At 63.0% G+C, this 16,675-nt stretch carries 15 protein-coding genes; 8 read left to right on the forward strand and 7 right to left on the reverse strand.

Annotated elements, in window-relative coordinates:
* Window positions 1-36 precede the first annotated feature (36 nt).
* From NKJ55_RS21335 to NKJ55_RS21370, 8 genes are all read left to right on the forward strand, one after another.
* Window positions 37-1,326, forward strand: a complete 1,290-nt coding sequence (locus NKJ55_RS21335) for an ABC transporter substrate-binding protein (RefSeq protein WP_352451581.1) — start codon at window positions 37-39, stop codon at window positions 1,324-1,326.
* Between the two features lie 240 nt (window positions 1,327-1,566).
* The gene (locus tag NKJ55_RS21340; protein ID WP_352451582.1) at window positions 1,567-2,475 is read left to right on the forward strand and encodes an ABC transporter permease; all 909 of its coding nucleotides are present in this window, start codon (window positions 1,567-1,569) and stop codon (window positions 2,473-2,475) included.
* 4 nt (window positions 2,476-2,479) lie between these two features.
* A complete protein-coding gene (locus NKJ55_RS21345) occupies window positions 2,480-3,298 on the forward strand; it encodes an ABC transporter permease (protein WP_352451583.1) in 819 nt (272 codons plus the stop codon).
* Window positions 3,299-3,300: 2 nt separating this feature from the next.
* Window positions 3,301-4,041, forward strand: a complete 741-nt coding sequence (locus NKJ55_RS21350; RefSeq protein WP_352451584.1) for an aspartate/glutamate racemase family protein — start codon at window positions 3,301-3,303, stop codon at window positions 4,039-4,041.
* 5 nt (window positions 4,042-4,046) lie between these two features.
* Window positions 4,047-4,883, forward strand: coding sequence for a GNAT family N-acetyltransferase (locus NKJ55_RS21355; protein WP_352451585.1), 837 nt, complete (start codon window positions 4,047-4,049; stop codon window positions 4,881-4,883).
* Between the two features lie 307 nt (window positions 4,884-5,190).
* Window positions 5,191-5,451, forward strand: coding sequence for a hypothetical protein (locus NKJ55_RS21360; RefSeq protein WP_502904502.1), 261 nt, complete (start codon window positions 5,191-5,193; stop codon window positions 5,449-5,451).
* Between the two features lie 75 nt (window positions 5,452-5,526).
* A complete protein-coding gene (locus NKJ55_RS21365) occupies window positions 5,527-6,168 on the forward strand; it encodes a GDSL-type esterase/lipase family protein (protein WP_352451586.1) in 642 nt (213 codons plus the stop codon).
* Window positions 6,169-6,176: 8 nt separating this feature from the next.
* The gene (locus NKJ55_RS21370) at window positions 6,177-7,238 is read left to right on the forward strand and encodes an acyltransferase family protein (RefSeq protein WP_352451587.1); all 1,062 of its coding nucleotides are present in this window, start codon (window positions 6,177-6,179) and stop codon (window positions 7,236-7,238) included.
* Here the strand turns inward: NKJ55_RS21370 and NKJ55_RS21375 are convergent.
* From NKJ55_RS21375 to NKJ55_RS21405, 7 genes are all read right to left on the reverse strand, one after another.
* Entirely contained in the window at window positions 7,235-10,111 is a 2,877-nt protein-coding gene (locus tag NKJ55_RS21375; protein WP_352451588.1) for an SGNH/GDSL hydrolase family protein, read from the reverse strand. The genes NKJ55_RS21370 and NKJ55_RS21375 overlap by 4 nt on opposite strands.
* Before the next feature lie 30 nt (window positions 10,112-10,141).
* Window positions 10,142-10,852: a hypothetical protein gene (locus NKJ55_RS21380; RefSeq protein ID WP_352451589.1), complete on the reverse strand. Its 711-nt coding sequence runs from the start codon at window positions 10,850-10,852 to the stop codon at window positions 10,142-10,144.
* A 9-nt stretch (window positions 10,853-10,861) separates the two neighbouring features.
* On the reverse strand, window positions 10,862-13,573 hold the full coding sequence (gene gpJ, locus NKJ55_RS21385) for a TipJ family phage tail tip protein (RefSeq protein WP_352451590.1): 2,712 nt from the start codon (window positions 13,571-13,573) through the stop codon (window positions 10,862-10,864).
* Window positions 13,570-14,004 carry a C40 family peptidase gene (locus tag NKJ55_RS21390; RefSeq protein WP_352451591.1) on the reverse strand — a complete coding sequence of 145 codons (435 nt, stop codon included), beginning with the start codon at window positions 14,002-14,004 and terminating at the stop codon, window positions 13,570-13,572. The genes gpJ and NKJ55_RS21390 overlap by 4 nt, the downstream gene beginning before the upstream one ends.
* Window positions 14,001-14,519 (reverse strand): DUF1833 family protein, encoded by a 519-nt coding sequence (locus NKJ55_RS21395; protein ID WP_352451592.1) that lies wholly within the window; start codon window positions 14,517-14,519, stop codon window positions 14,001-14,003. The genes NKJ55_RS21390 and NKJ55_RS21395 overlap by 4 nt, the downstream gene beginning before the upstream one ends.
* On the reverse strand, window positions 14,516-14,947 hold the full coding sequence (locus NKJ55_RS21400; protein ID WP_352451593.1) for a hypothetical protein: 432 nt from the start codon (window positions 14,945-14,947) through the stop codon (window positions 14,516-14,518). The genes NKJ55_RS21395 and NKJ55_RS21400 overlap by 4 nt, the downstream gene beginning before the upstream one ends.
* Window positions 14,944-16,675, reverse strand: a 1,732-nt coding sequence (locus NKJ55_RS21405) for a phage tail tip lysozyme (protein WP_352451594.1), incomplete at its 5' end; no start/stop codon positions are given. The genes NKJ55_RS21400 and NKJ55_RS21405, both read right to left, overlap by 4 nt.

Consider the following 16,675-nt stretch of genomic DNA (forward strand, 5'->3'; position numbering starts at 1 on the left):
AATCCAGCATAACCAACCAAAACAGGGGAACTGAACATGACCAACACCACCGACAAGAAGACTGGAATATCGCGACGTTCGCTGCTCAAGACAGGTGCCGCCGCCGTCGGTTTCGCCGCCGGTTCCGGCGCCATATCAGGCTTTCCGACCATCTGGGCGCAATCGAACATCACGCTGCGCCAGTTCGGCACCGGCGTATCCAACCTCAATGCCATCGCCGACAAGTGCAAGGCCGACCTCGGCATCACGCTGGAGATGACAGCAACCGATTCCGACGCCGCCGCGCAGCGCGCCGTGACGCAGCCCGACAGCTACGACATCGCCGACATCGAATACTGGATCTGCAAGAAGGTGTTCCCGACAGGCGTCCTGCAGCCGATGGATGTCACCAAGCTGAAATATTACGACGAGCTGGTGCCGCTGTTCAAAACCGGCAAGCTGACGCCGGACAGCGTCATTGCCCAGGGCACCGCGCCGCATACCGTCGGTTACGTCGAGGCGCAGGACAGCAAGGTCTTCGCCAAGGCGCCGACCAACTGGTTCACCATGGTGCCGACGATCTACAATGCCGATACGCTTGGCATCCGCCCCGACCTCGTCGGCCGCGATATCACCACCTGGGCCGACATCATGGATCCGGCCTTCAAGGGCAAGACCGCCATCCTCAACATCCCGTCAATCGGCATCATGGATGCGGCGATGATCATGGAGGCAACGGGCAACATCAAATACGCCGACAAGGGCAACATGACCAAGGAGGAGATCGACAAGACGATCGACTTCCTGATCAAGGCCAAGCAAGCCGGCCAGTTCCGCGCCTTCTGGAAATCCTTCGACGAGAGCGTCAACCTGATGGCTTCAGGCGAAGTCGTAATCCAGTCGATGTGGTCGCCGGCCGTGGCCGCGGTCCGCTCCAAGGGCATCGCGTGCCGGTTCCAGCCGCTCAAGGAAGGCTACCGGTCCTGGGGTGGCGGGCTTGGCCTGGCAGCCCATCTCTCCGGCGCCGAACTCGATGCCGCCTATGAATACATCAACTGGTACACGTCCGGCTGGGTTGGCGGCTATCTCAACCGCCAGGGCTATTACTCGGCCAACATGGTGTCGGCCAAGAAGTTCATGTCCGAGGACGAGTGGGGCTACTGGATCGAAGGCAAGCCGGCAAAGGGCGATATCCTGTCGCCGGACGGCAAGGTCATGGAAAAGGCTGGCGCCGTGCGTGACGGCGGCTCGTTCGAAGAGCGCATGGGCAAGGTCGCCTGCTGGAACTCGGTCATGGACGAGGACCGCTACATGGTGAAGCGCTGGAACGAGTTCATCGCTGCTTGATGCAAGGCAGGCGATAACTGAGATGTTGCATTCCTTCGCGCCCCCCTCTGTCCTGCCGGACATCTCCCCCACAAGGGGGGAGATCGGCTGTGGCTCTCTTCAGCGCTCTTCGTCATACGGCGATCATTGGCGTGGGTCGGCATGCAAGCCAATCTCCCCCCTTGTGGGGGAGATGTCCGGCAGGACAGAGGGGGGCGCGAAGGATCACAGCCCGGCAAAATACCACCGAGGCTGTTCCAGATGACAGTGGCACTCGATCAGCCCGCAACCATTGCCACAAAGCCTGCCAGACGTAGGCGCTCCTTTGCCGCCATCGCACCCTATCTCCAGGCAACACCACTTGCCCTGATCCTCGGCGCGTTCCTCCTGCTGCCGATCCTGATGATCGCCGTGGTCTCATTCTGGGATTACGATTTCGCGGCGATGTATCCGGATTTCCTGACCACCAATTATTCCGACACGCTCGGCTCCTGGGTCACCTGGAAAACCTACCTGAATACGCTGAAATACGCCGCCATCGTCTGGGCGCTGACGCTGTTCATCAGTTTCTGGGTCGCCTATTTCCTTGCCTTCCATATCAGGACCACGGCCATGCAGATGGTGCTGTTCCTTGTCTGCACGGTGCCGTTCCTGACCTCCAACATCATCCGCATGATCTCGTGGATTCCGGTGCTTGGCCGCAATGGCCTGGTCAACTCGACGCTGGTGCAAATGGGGCTGATCCCGAAGCCGATCGAATGGCTGCTCTATTCCGAATTCGCCGTGGTGCTGGCCATGGTGCATCTCTATACGCTGTTCATGGTGACGCCGATCTTCAACACGCTGATGCGCATCGACAAGTCGTTGATAGAAGCCGCGCGCGACGCCGGCGCTTCCGGCTGGCAGGTTCTGTGGAACGTCGTCATTCCGCTCGCCAAGCCCGGCATGGCGATCGGCACCATTTTCGTCGTCACCCTGGTGATGGCCGATTTCTCGACGGTGCAGGTGATGTCCGGCGGGCAGAGCGCCTCCGTCGCGCTGATGATGAAGAACCAGATGTCGCTGCTGCAATATCCGGCAGCCGCCGCCAACGCCGTTGTGCTCTTGGTGCTGGTGCTGCTGATGGTCGCGGGCATCCTGCGCATCGTCGACATCCGCAAGGAGCTGTGAGGCGATGAGCCAGGACAAGCGCACCCTCGAATTCTATGTGTTGGCGGCGTTCTTCGGTCTTTTCGTGTTGTTCCTCTACGGCCCGCTTTCGGCGATCCTGATCCTCTCTTTCCAGGGCGAGAACGGCGGTCTGACATTTCCGCTGAACGGCGTGTCGCTGCACTGGTTCGCCAATTTGTTCGAGCGCCAGGCGGTCGGCGACTTCGGCGGCAGCTTCAAACGCTCGCTCGTCCTTGGCCTGATGGTGATGGTCGTCACTGTCGCCGTGTCGCTGCTCGCCGGCCTGGCCTTCCGGCAGAAATTTCGCGGCGCAACCGCACTGTTCTATCTGGCCGTCGCCAGCCTGGTCGTGCCGTCGATCATCATCAGTCTCGGCATCGGCGTCGTCTTCCAGCAGATCGGCTTCCGCCCCGCCTGGTACACCTCCGCTTTCGGCGCCCATCTGACCTGGACCTTGCCTTTCGGCGTGCTGATTATGTTTGCTGTCTTCAACCGGTTCTCGCCAGCCTATGAGGAAGCCGCGCGCGATCTCGGAGCATCGTCGTGGCAGACCTTCGCACATGTCGTGCTGCCGATGATCGCGCCCAGCCTGATCGGCGTCGGCCTGTTCGGCTTCACTCTGTCATATGACGAGTTCGCCCGCACGCTGATGACCTCGGGCACGTTCAACACCTTGCCGCTCGAAATCTACGGCATGACGACCAATGTCACGACGCCGGTGCTCTATGCGCTGGGCACCGTGACGACCGTGTTTTCCTTCCTGGTGATCCTGCTGACGCTCGGCGCAATCGTCTATGTCGGCCGCCGCCGCGAGCGTGCCTGACAGTGCAGATCCTCGTCGTCAATCCAAACACCACCGCCAGCATGACCGACACTATCGCGGCGGCGGCCCGATCGGTCGCTGCCCAATCGACGAAGATCGTTGCCGTCACCTCGTCGATGGGACCTGTATCGATCGAAGGCTATTACGATGAAGCACTTGCCGTGCCCGGCCTGCTGGTCGAGATCGCCGCCGGCGAACGCTCGGGCGCGCAAGCCGCGATCATTGCCTGTTTCGACGACACCGGCCTCGATGCCGCGCGCGCCATGGCCAACATTCCGGTCATCGGCATTTGCGAGGCATCGCTCAGCACGGCCTCGTTCATCGCCCAGCGCTTCACCGTCGTCACCACCACCGGACGTTCGCGCGTGCCGGTCGAAGGGTTGGTGCAGCGCTATGGCATGGCAGGGCGCGCGCGTGTGCGCGCCGCCGACATCCCGGTTCTTGCCCTCGAAAATCCGGCGTCCGACGCACTGCTCAGGCTGCGCAACGAGATTGCGCGCGCCATCGACGAGGATCGCGCCGAGGCGATCGTGCTCGGCTGCGCCGGCATGGCCGATCTGGCGGCGGCGCTGCAGCGGGAATTCGGGCTTCCGGTCATCGACGGCGTGGGCGCTGCCGTGAAACAGGCCGAGGCATTGATCGCCCTTGGCCTGACGACATCCAAGCGCGGCGCCTATGCAAGCCCGTTGGCAAAGTCTTATCATGGCGCGTTGAAATCCTTCGCGCCTGGCGCCGCCGAGTGATCGCAATGCCCCGAACGATCCGAACGCTCGCACGTGAGGAAGTGCAAACCCTAGTCGATTGGGCGGCGGCGGAAGGCTGGAATCCCGGCCTTAACGATGCCGCGCTGTTTCAGGCAGCCGACCCGCAGGGCTTCATCGGCGCCTTTATCGATGGCGAGATGGCGGCCGGCATTTCGGCCGTTGCCTATGGCGACGGTTTCGGCTTCATCGGCCTCTACATCTGCCGGCCGGACAAGCGTGGCCAAGGCCATGGCAAGGTCGTTTGGGATGCCGGCACGGCGCGGCTCGGCAAGCGCACGATCGGCCTCGACGGTGTCGTCGAACAGCAGGCCAACTACCGCAGCATGGGTTTTGCACCGGCCTACCGGACGATCCGGTTCATGGGGTCACCGAATGTCCCGGCAGCAGTCGGCAACGACATTCGCGCCATAGGGCCGGAACTCGTGCCGGACATACTGGACTATGACCGCCGCTTCTTTCCCGGCCCGAGGCGATCCTTCCTGGAACACTGGCTGCGCCCGCCGCATATGGCGCTTGCGATCCTCAAGCACGGCGCCATTGCGGGATACGGCGTCGCGCGCCAATGCCGGGACGGCTGCAAGATCGGCCCGCTCTTTGCCGACAGCCTGGACGCGGCAAGCCATCTCTTCGCCGCGCTCGCGCACATGTCCGGTCCCGGAAACGTCCATCTCGACGTTCCCGAAACCAGCCGGCAATTTGCAGACTTGCTGTCGTCCGCAGGCCTTCAACCGGGCTTCGAGACGGCTCGGATGTACAAGGGAAAGGCGCCGCAGCTCAAGCAGTCCGGAGTTTTTGCGATAACGACGTTGGAGTTGGGGTGAGGCGGTACAAGCCGACTTCCAGTGCAAAGCCGGGCAACAGGACTACGTGTAGCGCGCAAAATCACTTGGCACCTCCGCGCAACTTCAGTTGGCACCAAATCGCGAGCTTTCAACGGCCGTTAAAGGCGGTTCCAGCGCTGCTTGCCGTCCCGTTTATTTTCCTGCTGCGCAAGCCAAAGGCTGCGCCGCCCGCCGGTGGAGCGCCGGCCTCTTGACGAGACCGCAAGCAGCGCGAGAATTCCTGGGCATGGAAACCCCAGCGAGCGCGCCGGCCTCCAGCCGGTGCGCATGGAGCAATCCGAAAGGCATGTTCGTTATGAAGCATGGAATCTTTGAAGAAGTTCCGTGGTCGGACTCCATCACGGTTTACGACAAGGAGCATTTCACCATCTACCTGCAGATCCTGGACGCCTGCGCTGACAATGCCAGCGAAGAGGAGATGGCCAAGCTCATTCTCGGCATCGACCCCGTCCTTGAACCGGTCCGCGCTCGCAAGGCTCTTCGCAGCCATATCGACCGGGCGAACTGGATGGTAACGACTGGCTACAAGGAATTGTTCGCCAGCTGACCCATCGCGAAGAGCATCTGGCGGCGATCCCCGACATCAGCTAAAGAACGGCTGGGTTTGGGGGATTTAAGGCACATGGGGCTCATCAAGATCAGGGGCATCCTTTCCATATGGAAGGGGCGCGTTATCCCGCGGAGTATGGTTCCGTGGTCAGATCACTGGACCGTTCGGACGGCGGCGATCGCGGCGCACCTGCAATGGATAGGTCCAAATAGCCTTATGCTTGTCGGGGACTCGCTCTTGGAACTTGTTCCGCCGCACCCGCTCGAAGGTCTCAAGGTAGTAAACGCCGGCTTTGGCGGTGCGACAGCGGCCAACGTCTATGCTTCCATTGCATCTTCCGTCGTGTTGTCGGCTCTGAAAGCAAACCCGCCGGCAAAGGCTGTGATCCAGGTCGGAACGAACGACAGCAAGACAGGCGCCAACCCGGTCGCGGTCGCTGAAAAGACCATGGCGATTTGTTCTCTGCTTGGGAGCATCGGCACCGAGGCCATTGTGTTCGCGATCCCGCCAATCGAAGAGAAGAAAACCGCCTTCAGATCGGCTTCTGTGGCCGCCGCGATCAATGATGCGACACGCCTGGCGTGTCTCGGAAGCGGCGTTTCTTTTATAGACCCGTACATCGCAATTCGCGGCTCGAACGACGTGACCGAGGATGGCATCCACTTGGCCCGTGGCGCGACCCTCGCGCTCGTCGACGCCATTCGAGCGGCTTAGGATTTCTTATGATCAAAAAAGTCCCGACAATCTCTGGATTGCACTATCTTCGGGCGATTGCCACCGTGCTGGTGGTTGTGACTCACAACGTAAGCGCCGCTTCTCTGGACAAGTATTTCGGGCCAGGAACGCTCACAAGATTTTTCACGAGTGGCGGCGGAGAAGTGGATTTCTTCTTCATGATGAGCGGCTTCATCATGGTCGTGACGGCGACGAATTCCGCGACCGGCGCCCCGAGATATACACCGCTGGAATTTCTGTTCAGGCGAGCGGTTCGCTTGCTGCCAATGCTCTATCTTGCCGTGGCGTTTTTCAATGTCGCGCTCATGGTGTCCGGCGCGCAGCCAGATTTTTGGGGATCGCTTCGCACGCTCATAATATGGCCCGTTGGAGAGGTAACCCCATCAGTGGCTTGGACGATCCGGTATGAGGTCGTTTTCTACGCTGTTTTTGCATTGTGCTTTCTAATCCGCTCTCAGCTCTGGTGGTTTCTTTTGCTTTGGGCGGCATTGCCGTTGGCGCGATACGTCTTGACCGGGCCATCGGGAGAGACAGATAGCTTGGCCTCCTTCATTATGAGCCCATTCAACATCGAGTTCGGCATTGGGGTCCTGCTCGCGTTGTCAATTCGCAAATGGAAGCCAAGCTTCACCTTCTCCGGCCAGATATTCAGCATGATCGTTCTGTCTTTGGCGATACGCGCGTCTGTTGTGCATTTCGGCCTGGAGATCAGGACATTGGCGATGGTCGTTTCAATATCACCATTGCTACTGGTTACCATGTTGGTTGCGGTTGGCACCACGACGACGCGCGAGAGTCGGCTTGGCCTGGCCCTCGGCGACGCATCGTATTCGATCTTTCTCTTCCATCAGCCTTGCATGCCCGTCACGCTTTTGATCTTAGCCAAGACAATGCCGTGGCTGCCATCCAGTGTGGCCGCGCTAATCAGTTCCTTGGTTGGGATCGCAGTCGGTTACCTCGCGCACATTTTTGTCGAGAAGAGAATTCAGCGCTACTTTGAGCCGATCAAAACGCAACCAAAGCTCCAGCCCAATCCGGCTCATCCCTAGACGCTCACTAGCGGTGCTATAGCCGCAGCCAACTCCGCAGAGCCAGTGTCATTCGGATGGATGCCGTCGCCGATCGAGCCGGTGCCGTTGGTAGTCAGCGTCAGACCATCGATATAGAAGATGTTGGCATCACCGGCCGCCGTTAGCTCGTTCACGGCATCGAGTTCCTGCTGCCGGTAATCTGCAATCTTCAAGGTCAGCGTGTCATTAGCCGCCGAAATCCAGTTCGACGACACAACGTAGATTTTCACTGTCGGCTTGATCGCCCGAACGTTGGCTATCAGTGTCTTCAAAGCAGCCTTGAAGGTAGCGAGAGCGGTCTGCGCCGTGCGATTGTTGAAATCGAACGTGACGAAGGCGACATCGGGATTGGCGTTGCCGAGATCGGTCCCCCACGCGGAATTCACTAGGGAAGAACCATAGCCGAGATTGATGTGCTGCCAGCCCTTGGCGCGACAGAGTATCTCCATCCAGGTCTTGTCGGTGCTGGTGGCATTGAACCCTTGCAAGCGGCTGTCTCCAAGGAACACGGCACGTGGCAGCGTCGATCGTGGCGTCGGCAAGGTGATTGGCGCACCGTACGTTGTGATGCCGAGATGCGCGACCGACGACGAGTAGGGCATGACGATCTCGATCAGGCGATCGGCATTCGACGCGAAATCCAGCCTGACAAAGAACTTGCCGAGTGCCTGCGCCGAGGTGAAGTACGTGTTATGCACCCCGTCGACGAGTATCTCTCCCTTGCCATTATAGCTGCCGGTGACGAGATTGAGGTTCTGGAAATGCAGGACAACGGAGGTCGCGCGCGTTTTGAATCGACGGCGCCACCCTGGATTGGCATTCTGGTAACTGCCGAAGGAGATCGGCCTGACACCGCTGACCTGAGACGACGTTGCGGTGAGCGCGGCTGCGTAGTCGCTGTCCTCGATGTTGGAATTGTTGGGTACGACGTCGACCAGCGGCTCCGCGCCGGCAAGGCCGAAGTTCGACATGGCGGTTAATTCTGACGCGTCCTGCGTTCTGAGCCGAAGGTTGAGCCTTGCGATGGTACCGCCGAACGGGGCCGTGCCTGAGAGACCACTCCCGATGCGAAGAGTGGTGAGCCCTGTCGGGATCGTCAGCGAGCTATCCTGAGCCCCAACCGAACCATCAAACGCCGCCTGCGCATAATTTGGAACAGTGCCCCACGAGGCCGCAAGACGAGAGGTCTTGTCCACAACCGTAATACCCGGAAGAATGTTTGCCTTCACGCTGGTGTCAGTGATCGAAAACTGCCCACCACCAAGCGATGACATCGTAAATACCAACGTCTTTGTGGTGGTGCCGTCATCGATCTGCGCCATGGTGCGTGAAACATTGTCTGGAGCCTGAGTGCGCCCTTCAATGAAAACGGCTCCAAGCGTCGTGTTGAACGGGATGCCTGATAGCGCGATGCTGTTCTGGTCAAGGCCGCGCGAGAAGAACGCCGTCGTTGTCACCATCGGGCTGGTACGATAGTTGCCATTCTCATTCTGCACGAGATCGATGGCGAAGCTGTCGCCGCTGGTGCCGATCTTGAAGCCGACATTAGGATTCGGGAGCGTCTGGGACGGAATGCTCATCCGGTTCCAGTAGCCGTCGGTCGGCGTGACATCAGTCCACGTCGTGCCGCCGTCCATGGTCATGGAGATCGGCCCGATGCCGACCAGGCGCTTGATGTAGGCCGTCTGGAAATAAGCGGCCGAAGCGATGGCGATGGCCTGAAGGACTGTTCCGTTGGCAGATGTGGCAGTGATGGAAGAGGCCGAAGCGGCGTTGCCGTCGAGACCCACCTGGTCGAGCGCCGCCGTTACATTCGACTTGGTCCACGCCGCATTTGTCAGGTCGCGGTTCCACAGCACCCGGTTGGCGCGCGCCGGCTCGCACAGTAGTCCCCTCGGCGCAAGCGACTTGTAGTCGTAGGTGAAGCGGGGGACGTTGACGCCGGCCTGCTTCAACAGCCCCAGCTTGTCGAAGTACCAGCCCGCTGTAGTGCGAGTTGTGGACAGCTTTGCAGTCAAACTGCCGAAGAACCGCTTGGCTGGAGCGGCGGCGTCCTTGATCAGAATGCTTGGAATTGGAGTGTCGAAGGCAATGGCGACGCCGCTGTCGTCATACTGCAGGGTTTGGGAGAGGTCATTCAGGGTCGCGAGCTGCAGCGCGTCGAGGCGGTCGTTCAGAGCCACGTAGGGGCCGCGCGCGGTCTGCACTTCGGCCGCATAACCCGGCTCTATGCCCTCCGGCGAGAAGATGAGCGCCGTCGTGCCAAGCGTAATGCCTGCCGCAGCCATCGCCAGCGTCCAGCGCTCTCCGGTGCCGACTGTGCCGCTCTGCACGACGAAGCCGATATGCGCCAACTCTGCCGCGCTGTCGGCGAAGATCGCACGGGACGCGGCGCCAGCCGCCACTACGGTGTAAAGCCCATTCTCGGCCGGCAGCGTCTGCGAGCCAAGGAAGACGTGATCTCCGGTCACCAGAGCGACGCCGTTGAGTACCGCGGCGTTGATCAGGCCGCTTGCGAGGTTGACGTTGGCGGTCGAGCGAACCTTGACGATCTGGGTAGTCCAAATAACTCCGGCTGTTGCAATAGCCTCGACAGCATCGACACGGCTGGTCAGGTCTTCGACGTCCTCCGGCAGCGAAGCTACTGCGTCGACGCGTACGTTGAGCGCGACATCCGCGGCCGCCCGCGCCGCGCCCTCGGCCGCCAGCGCATCCGCAATCGGCCCGTCGGCTATGATCTGCTCGGCGTGATCGGCCATCGACTGTCGTGCCGTGCGCCGAATTCCGTCGAGTATCGCATTGCCGATCACCTCGTCCAGCGCGGCAACCAGTGGGAGGTCGGTACTATTCATGCCAGTTTCGGCCATCTCAGTTCCCTCGGTTTAAGGCGCGACGTAGCCGCCGCAGTTGAAGTAGACTTGGGCGCCGGTGGTCACGTTGGCGACGTTCAGCGCCGTGTTGACGGTCGACGACAGCGGCGATCGGAATTCGATATCCAGCCGCCCGCCGGCGGCTTTGAGGAAGCCGCGATAGAGGACAGTCGCGGCGCCATCCTTGACCAGAATTTCGGTGTCGACCGTGGCGTGGGCATTTACGGCAGTCAGCCAGGTGATGTGGTTGCGTTGGCCCGCCACCGCTGCCTTCACCGGGACGTCTGCGGTCCCGGTCTCGCCACCGGCAGCCGCGGGGTAGCGCCAGGTGGCGGCCGGGTTCAGCGCCGTCAGGTTCTGGGCAATGCGCTGCAGCCGTCCGTTGAGGCCCGAGGAGGCCGTATCGCTGGCCGGCGCGGCCTCGGTGAGCGAGCCGAGCAGCGCATCGTCGTCGGTCGACAGCGTGACGCTGAGGCTGTTGGCGGCGCTCTTTGCGCCGAGCGTCGACGGCAGCTTGACCGACAGCAGCCGCTTGACCAACGCGATCAAGGAGAACGTGCCGGCGTCGGACGTGGCCGCCGCGTCGGCCGTCCCGCCCAGCGCCTCGTCCATGCCGTCGCGCACGCCATGCATGGGATGGTGCTTGCCGGCGACGAGCTCACTGTCGATCGCGACCGGGGCGCCGGTGACGCTGTCAGTTGTGTTGATCTGGCTGGCGGCCATTTGTGTCCTCTAAAGCACGAGCAAAAGGGTTGAGTTCGCCGCGACTGGCGGCACGAAGTCGTCGGCGCCGATGGTCACGGAAACAATGTCGGTCAGATCGCTCTCGACGCCGGCGACGCTGACGGCCCAGGCCTGCAGCTCGACTTCGTCGCCGAACAGGTAACCGGTCACATCGAAAGCGCCCTCGGCCGGCGAGCAGGACAGTGGCGGTTGCCAGACCAAAGCACCCGAGAGCCTCGTCTGCAGCTTGAAGGCGGCGACGGCGATCGCGTTCGCCGTGCCGCCGCTGACCATAACCCGCAGTCCGTTGGCGTCGCCGGTCTCGACAGTGCCGGTTTCTATGCCCGTGAACTTCGGTATCGCCGGGGGGATCAGGGATAGGTCGATCTCGGCGCCGACGCGGCCGCTCCAGGCCGGCGGCACCTCGGCGTCGGTCAACTCGTCGATGATCGGTGCCGCCGGCAGCATCGCCAGCACCGTCGAATTGTTCTTGCCGCGTGTGATGCCGGCAACGATAAGCGGGATGCTGTCGAGCGCGGCCGGGCCGAAGTGAATGATATCGCCAGCCTTGGGCCTCTCGCCGCTGCCGGTGAGCCGCACGGCCGCGCTCTCGCCGGCGACGGTGGCGATGGTCCGTACCACGCTGGTGCCGATCGTGTCGTCGGCGTCGAACTGGCGGAAGCGAATGGCGTAGCTCTCGCCAGCGACCATCGTGAAGACGCCGTCGGCCTCGACAAGATCGCCGCGTACTGCCTTGACGCGCGCCGAATGCATGGCGCGCTTCAGCACGTCGCGCGAGGCCACCACCAGGTCGCCGGTGGTGGCGGTGCGTGCAGTGCCTTGCTGCACCGCCGAGTAGCTGACGGCGCGGTTCATGATCTCGTATTGCCGGCGGCGGGCCTCGCGCCAGATCTCGTCCGGGTTGGTCTTGCCGGGCAGTTTCAGCTCCTCGGTGATGTCGATCGGGCCGACATAGCCGGGCCACGGCACTAGGCGCTCGCCCTGTTGATAATCGTTGGTCTCGTCGATGAACGGCACGCGCAGCGCATGTGGCGGCTCGAAATAGGAGGGCGACCAGCGGAAGTCTGATGAATTCCTTGGGTTCACATGGTCGACCACCAGCTCGCGCGGCCGATCAATGACGACGGTCCATTTGCGGCCGTCCCATTTGACGGCGGCCCGCCCCGCGGCGCCGATCGCCGCCAGCGTCTCGCCCAGCGTGCTCTCGAAATCGTGGATGCGGTTGTATTTTAGGCCCTTGAGCACGCAGAAGACGTGCCAGTCCTGGAAGGCAGGAAAATCGATCTCCTCGTCCGGAGTGGGCCGGTACAGCCCTGGGCCGCGCAAGGCAAAGAGGGCCAGGGACGCTGGCCATTGCGTGGCCCTGTCTATCCATGTGCCGCTGTCGGCGTCCCAGTCCGGCGCGATCCGCTTGTCTAGCGTGTTGAAGGTGTCGAGCGTGCCGTTGAGCTGCGCCGTCGCCTTGATCCGGAGAGCAGTCAGCGCCACCGGTTTCCTGAAGTTGAACGGGTATTCCGGCCGGAAACTCTGCAGGACCACCCATGTGCAGTTCAAGATAAATTGCGAACCGTTGCCCGGCTCGACCTCCGAGTCAGTCAGCCGCTCGTATTCGATCTCATAGGCACCTCGTACGGCATAATCTATGCGGTCGGCCCGGTAGAAGCCGGCCTTTTTCGTGTTGCGGATGGAGAGATCGGGCAGGTCGGTCCAGGCTTCGGTGCCGGCCAGTCGAATGCGGCGCTTGAACACCACTTCCACCGAAAACTCCTCGCCCTCGTCATCGATCTTGATCAGGCCGGCGGGAAACGACAGGATCGAGATGGACCAGGCGGTATCGCGAGCGGTAAAGCGGCTGACCGGCTTGGCTTCGGACGGCTCACCCTTGATGATCTTGCCGTAGTCGTTGTGCTTCAACGGCCGTTCCAGATCGGTGCCGATGCGCTCCTCGAGCACTTGGTTGGTGTAGAGCGACAGCGGTTCATCGTCGGCATAGCCGAGCCGCGTCTCGATCTCGACCTCGTCGAATTTCGTCAGCAGCGTGTCGCCGAGCTTCTCCTCCGAGATCTCCAGCGGCCCGTAACCGTGCAGGAAGACGGCGCGATCGTAGAGCCAATCGCCGACCACCTCGATATAGGACATCGCCCCGAACGGCGGCGCATAGCGGTGCGTGCCCATGACCATCGGCACGGGCGCGTCGGGGGTGAACTGGTTCTGCCATCCGGCGATCGCATAGGTCGGCTTTTCCTCCCCCGGGGGTTTGGGCAGCGGCAGCAAGGCATTGATCAGCAAGCCGCCGAGCGCCGTCAGGCCAACCGTGAGGGCGGTCTTCGCCACGTTGGCAAGCAATTCCGAGCCAAACAGCGTGGCGCCGGCGGGGAAGAAAAACCCGGCGACGGCGATCGCCGCCACCGAGACGAGGATCTGCAGCACTGATCGAAACGAGTCACCGCCGGGAACGACGCGGATTACCACATGGACGCCGGCATTGGGCCGCGCCCGGTGCCACAGGGCGCGCGGTACCACCTGCATGCCGTCGCCCTTGACCAGTGCGACCCGAGTGCGCTCCAGCACCGGGTTTGTGGCGCCAGGCAGCGCGATCGCCACCATCTCGGCGATCGTCATGCCTTCGGGAAGCGTCAGCTCGATGCGGGCGCGGTCGGGCTGGAAGGCGATGGGTGCCGCGGTGACGTGGACGCTCATGCGCCCCTCCAGCGGTATATGCCCGTCAGCTTCTCCGCCCAGGGCGAGCCGTCGTCGAAGCGCTCGATTTTCGAACAGTCCTGCTCGACCATGTGCATCATCAGGCCGGGCCTGAGATACAGCCCGCAATGGGCGTCGAGCCGGCCGCGCCGGAACCAGAGGATGTCGAGCGGCTGCGGCGTCTCAATCTTCAACCAGAGCGGCGATTGCGCTTCGCGAGCGACTATGGCGGCGACTTCGCGCTGCTCGGCCGAGCTGGGATAAAGGCCGGCATAGGACGGCAGCTCGTTGCCGGCATGCTCGGCATGGACGAGGCGGACAAAGCCCCAACAGTCGCAACCGGTCCAGTCGCGGCCCTTGTCAGCGAAGGGCAGGCCGATAAAGCCTTGCGTCCAGCGGAGATCGCCCTGGGCTGCTACCATCAAGGTCATTTGTGCAGCCCCGGAAAACGTTCCTTCGTCATGCGGTCGGCCGGATAGGGCTCCTCGGTGATCGGCTCCATCGAGAACTTGATCGATACCTGGCCGCTGTCGCCGTCTGCGCCGGTCATCAGCATGCCGATCCATTCGGCCTCGACATTGTCCGGGCTCGACCCAAGTACTATCGCCATGTGGCAGGTCGCCTGCACGGTGGTCGACGTCAAAATATCGGCGATGTCGCTGTCGAGGATCTCGAGCACCAGCGAGGCCTGCGCCGGAGCGTCGTCTTCCTCGTCGGGGACGAGCGCGTCGAGCATGATGAACAGGAACGGCGAATCATCTTCGGTGCGCCAGGTCGAGCGGGTGCCGTACATCAGCGGCTCGACCGAGATCCGGTCGGCATTGTCGGAGGAGAGCCGCACGGGCGTGTCGAGCAGCGGGTGCTCGATGATGACCAGCACAACCTCCAGCTCGTCGGTCGCGACCTGGTCGAGAGCCAGACGGGCGTTGAGCGAGACCCGCCTCATGGCATCACCGCAACGTCGAAGCTGACGCGCCACTGGATGCCCGTGGGGGAGCTTGGGGCGCGCGCCGGCAGCTGCTGGCCGATCAGGCAGAGCCACGTCTCTGCTATCAGGATCGGTGTCCCGTCCTCGGTGGTGATCGGCGTGCCGTCATCGGTCAGCAGCGGCAGGCCGTCGGTGTCCCACGCCGGCATCAGGAAGGGCTGCGTGCCCTGCTTGATCTCCTCGTTGTACCAGCGGTCGAAGCGGGCAAGCTGCGCCCTGGTCAGCACGGTCGAGAAGGCAACGGTGTCAGCGACTGCCGAGAAGCGGCGCCGCACGTTTGGCGGGCCGGCGTCTTCGGCCCTGCGGGTGCGGCCATCGCCGCGCGTCACCTGGTAGGGTGCCCGTTCCGGTCTGGGCAATTCAGGGGGATACCAGACCAGGCTCATCGCCGTTTCACCGGCTGCCTGGCGCCGCGACCCGCGAGCGTCTTATTGAAGGAGCTGCCGCGCCGGTTTGCGGCGGCGGTCAGCTTTTCTTCGATGATGATGTCCTCGCGGCGGCCGCCCTTGCCGTCCTCGGTTTCCTCCTCGCGCACGCTCACGCCGGCATAGTCGTGATAGTGCCGCTCAACACGGGTCGGCTGGGCCGACTGCGATGACCAGCCGCCCATCGAGGGAGAGCCGGAGCTACCGGCCCCGGGCATGGCATAACCGCCCTCGTAGTAGCCGCGGCCCGATTTGGCTGTGCGCCGCAGGCTGTCCAGGAACGGCACGCCGAGCGCTCGCACCACCGGGGCATCCATGACGTACTCCTGCTCATGGACCAAGCCGGCGACCCTGCGCGGGTCGTTGCCGCCGGTCGCGCCGCCCACATCGTAGAGACCGCCGGCGCCCGACTGGATCGCCGACCAGGCTGCTGGTGACCTGAAGAAGCCACTGATCATCGACCAGATGCTGGAAAATCCAGACAGACCGCCGCCCGCCGGCGCCGCCGGGAACTGGCTGAGCGCATTGCCGAGCTGGCCAAGCCCGCCGCCGAAGGTGCCGAGGTCTTTCGTGGCAACGTTTGCCGTGCCCTGGAACCTGGCCAGCGCATCCTGCGAGGCGGTCAGCCGCTTTTGCCAGAGCGCGATGTTTTCCGGATTGGCCTGCGACCAGCCCTCCGCCCGCTCGAAGCCGGCGAAGGCGCCGGTCGCCGAGCGAACATCGGTCGAGCCTAGCAGCCGCTTCAGCACGCCGCTCTCCGGCCCTTGCAGCTCTTTCCAGATATAGTCGAGCTGTCCACCGACGCCAGGCAGCTTGCCGCCATTGGCCGACAGCAGCCCGGACAGCCTTCCGCCCAGCCATTGCGGCAGGCCGCTGGCGCCGCCGTTCGGGTTGACGGCATTGGGGTTCAGGCCGCTCTCGGCGCTCAGATTGCCGATGATGCCGGCGATCTGATGCGACTGCAGGCCCTTGGCCGCGAAGTAGTTCCAGATCTGGGCGCCGACGCCGCCGGAGGCAGGTGCTGCCATCGTCGTCTCGCTGCCGCGCATCCCCGACCACGGATCGGCTGAATTGCCGTTGGCGGGGGAGAACAGCCGCTTGACGCCGTCGACCAAGCCGCCGGCGCCGCTGCCCAGCTCGCCATTGATGTTGACGACGCCGGCCTGCACATCCATAGCGCCGACCGACTGACCGCCGGCGGGCTGCGGACCGCCGAGCAGCGTGCTCAAAAAGCCCGGCAGCCCGCCGATGCTGTCCAGCGTCGGCAGGCCCTTGTCGTAGACCGCGTTGGCCAGCGGGTTCTTGATGCCGAGCTGGGTCAGCTGCTTCAGCACGTCGTCGGCTGCACTCTTGAGAACGCTGTCGATGTCGGCGAAACCGCCCACGGCGCTGTCGACGATGCCGCCGATTGCGTCGACGCCGGTCTCGCGCACGTCCTCCCAGATCTGCTTTTGCTGCTTCAGCAGCTCGTTCATGCGGATGACTGCCGCCGCTTCGGAATTGAGGTCGACCGCCAGCCCGGCGCCCTTCAGCCGGTCGGCAACCGCCGCCTCGATCGGCGAGCGGCCGAGCTGGTCGCGCTCGAACTGCAGGTCGCGCGCCCGATTTGCGCGGGCCCCGGGGTCGGCCCGCGCCGCCCGCGACCCCACGGTGGCGCGCCAAGCCGCCGCGTGCCGGGCGGTGAGGGGC

This window comes from Mesorhizobium sp. M0106 (assembly GCF_040322715.1).
Classification (GTDB): Bacteria; Pseudomonadota; Alphaproteobacteria; order Rhizobiales; family Rhizobiaceae; genus Mesorhizobium.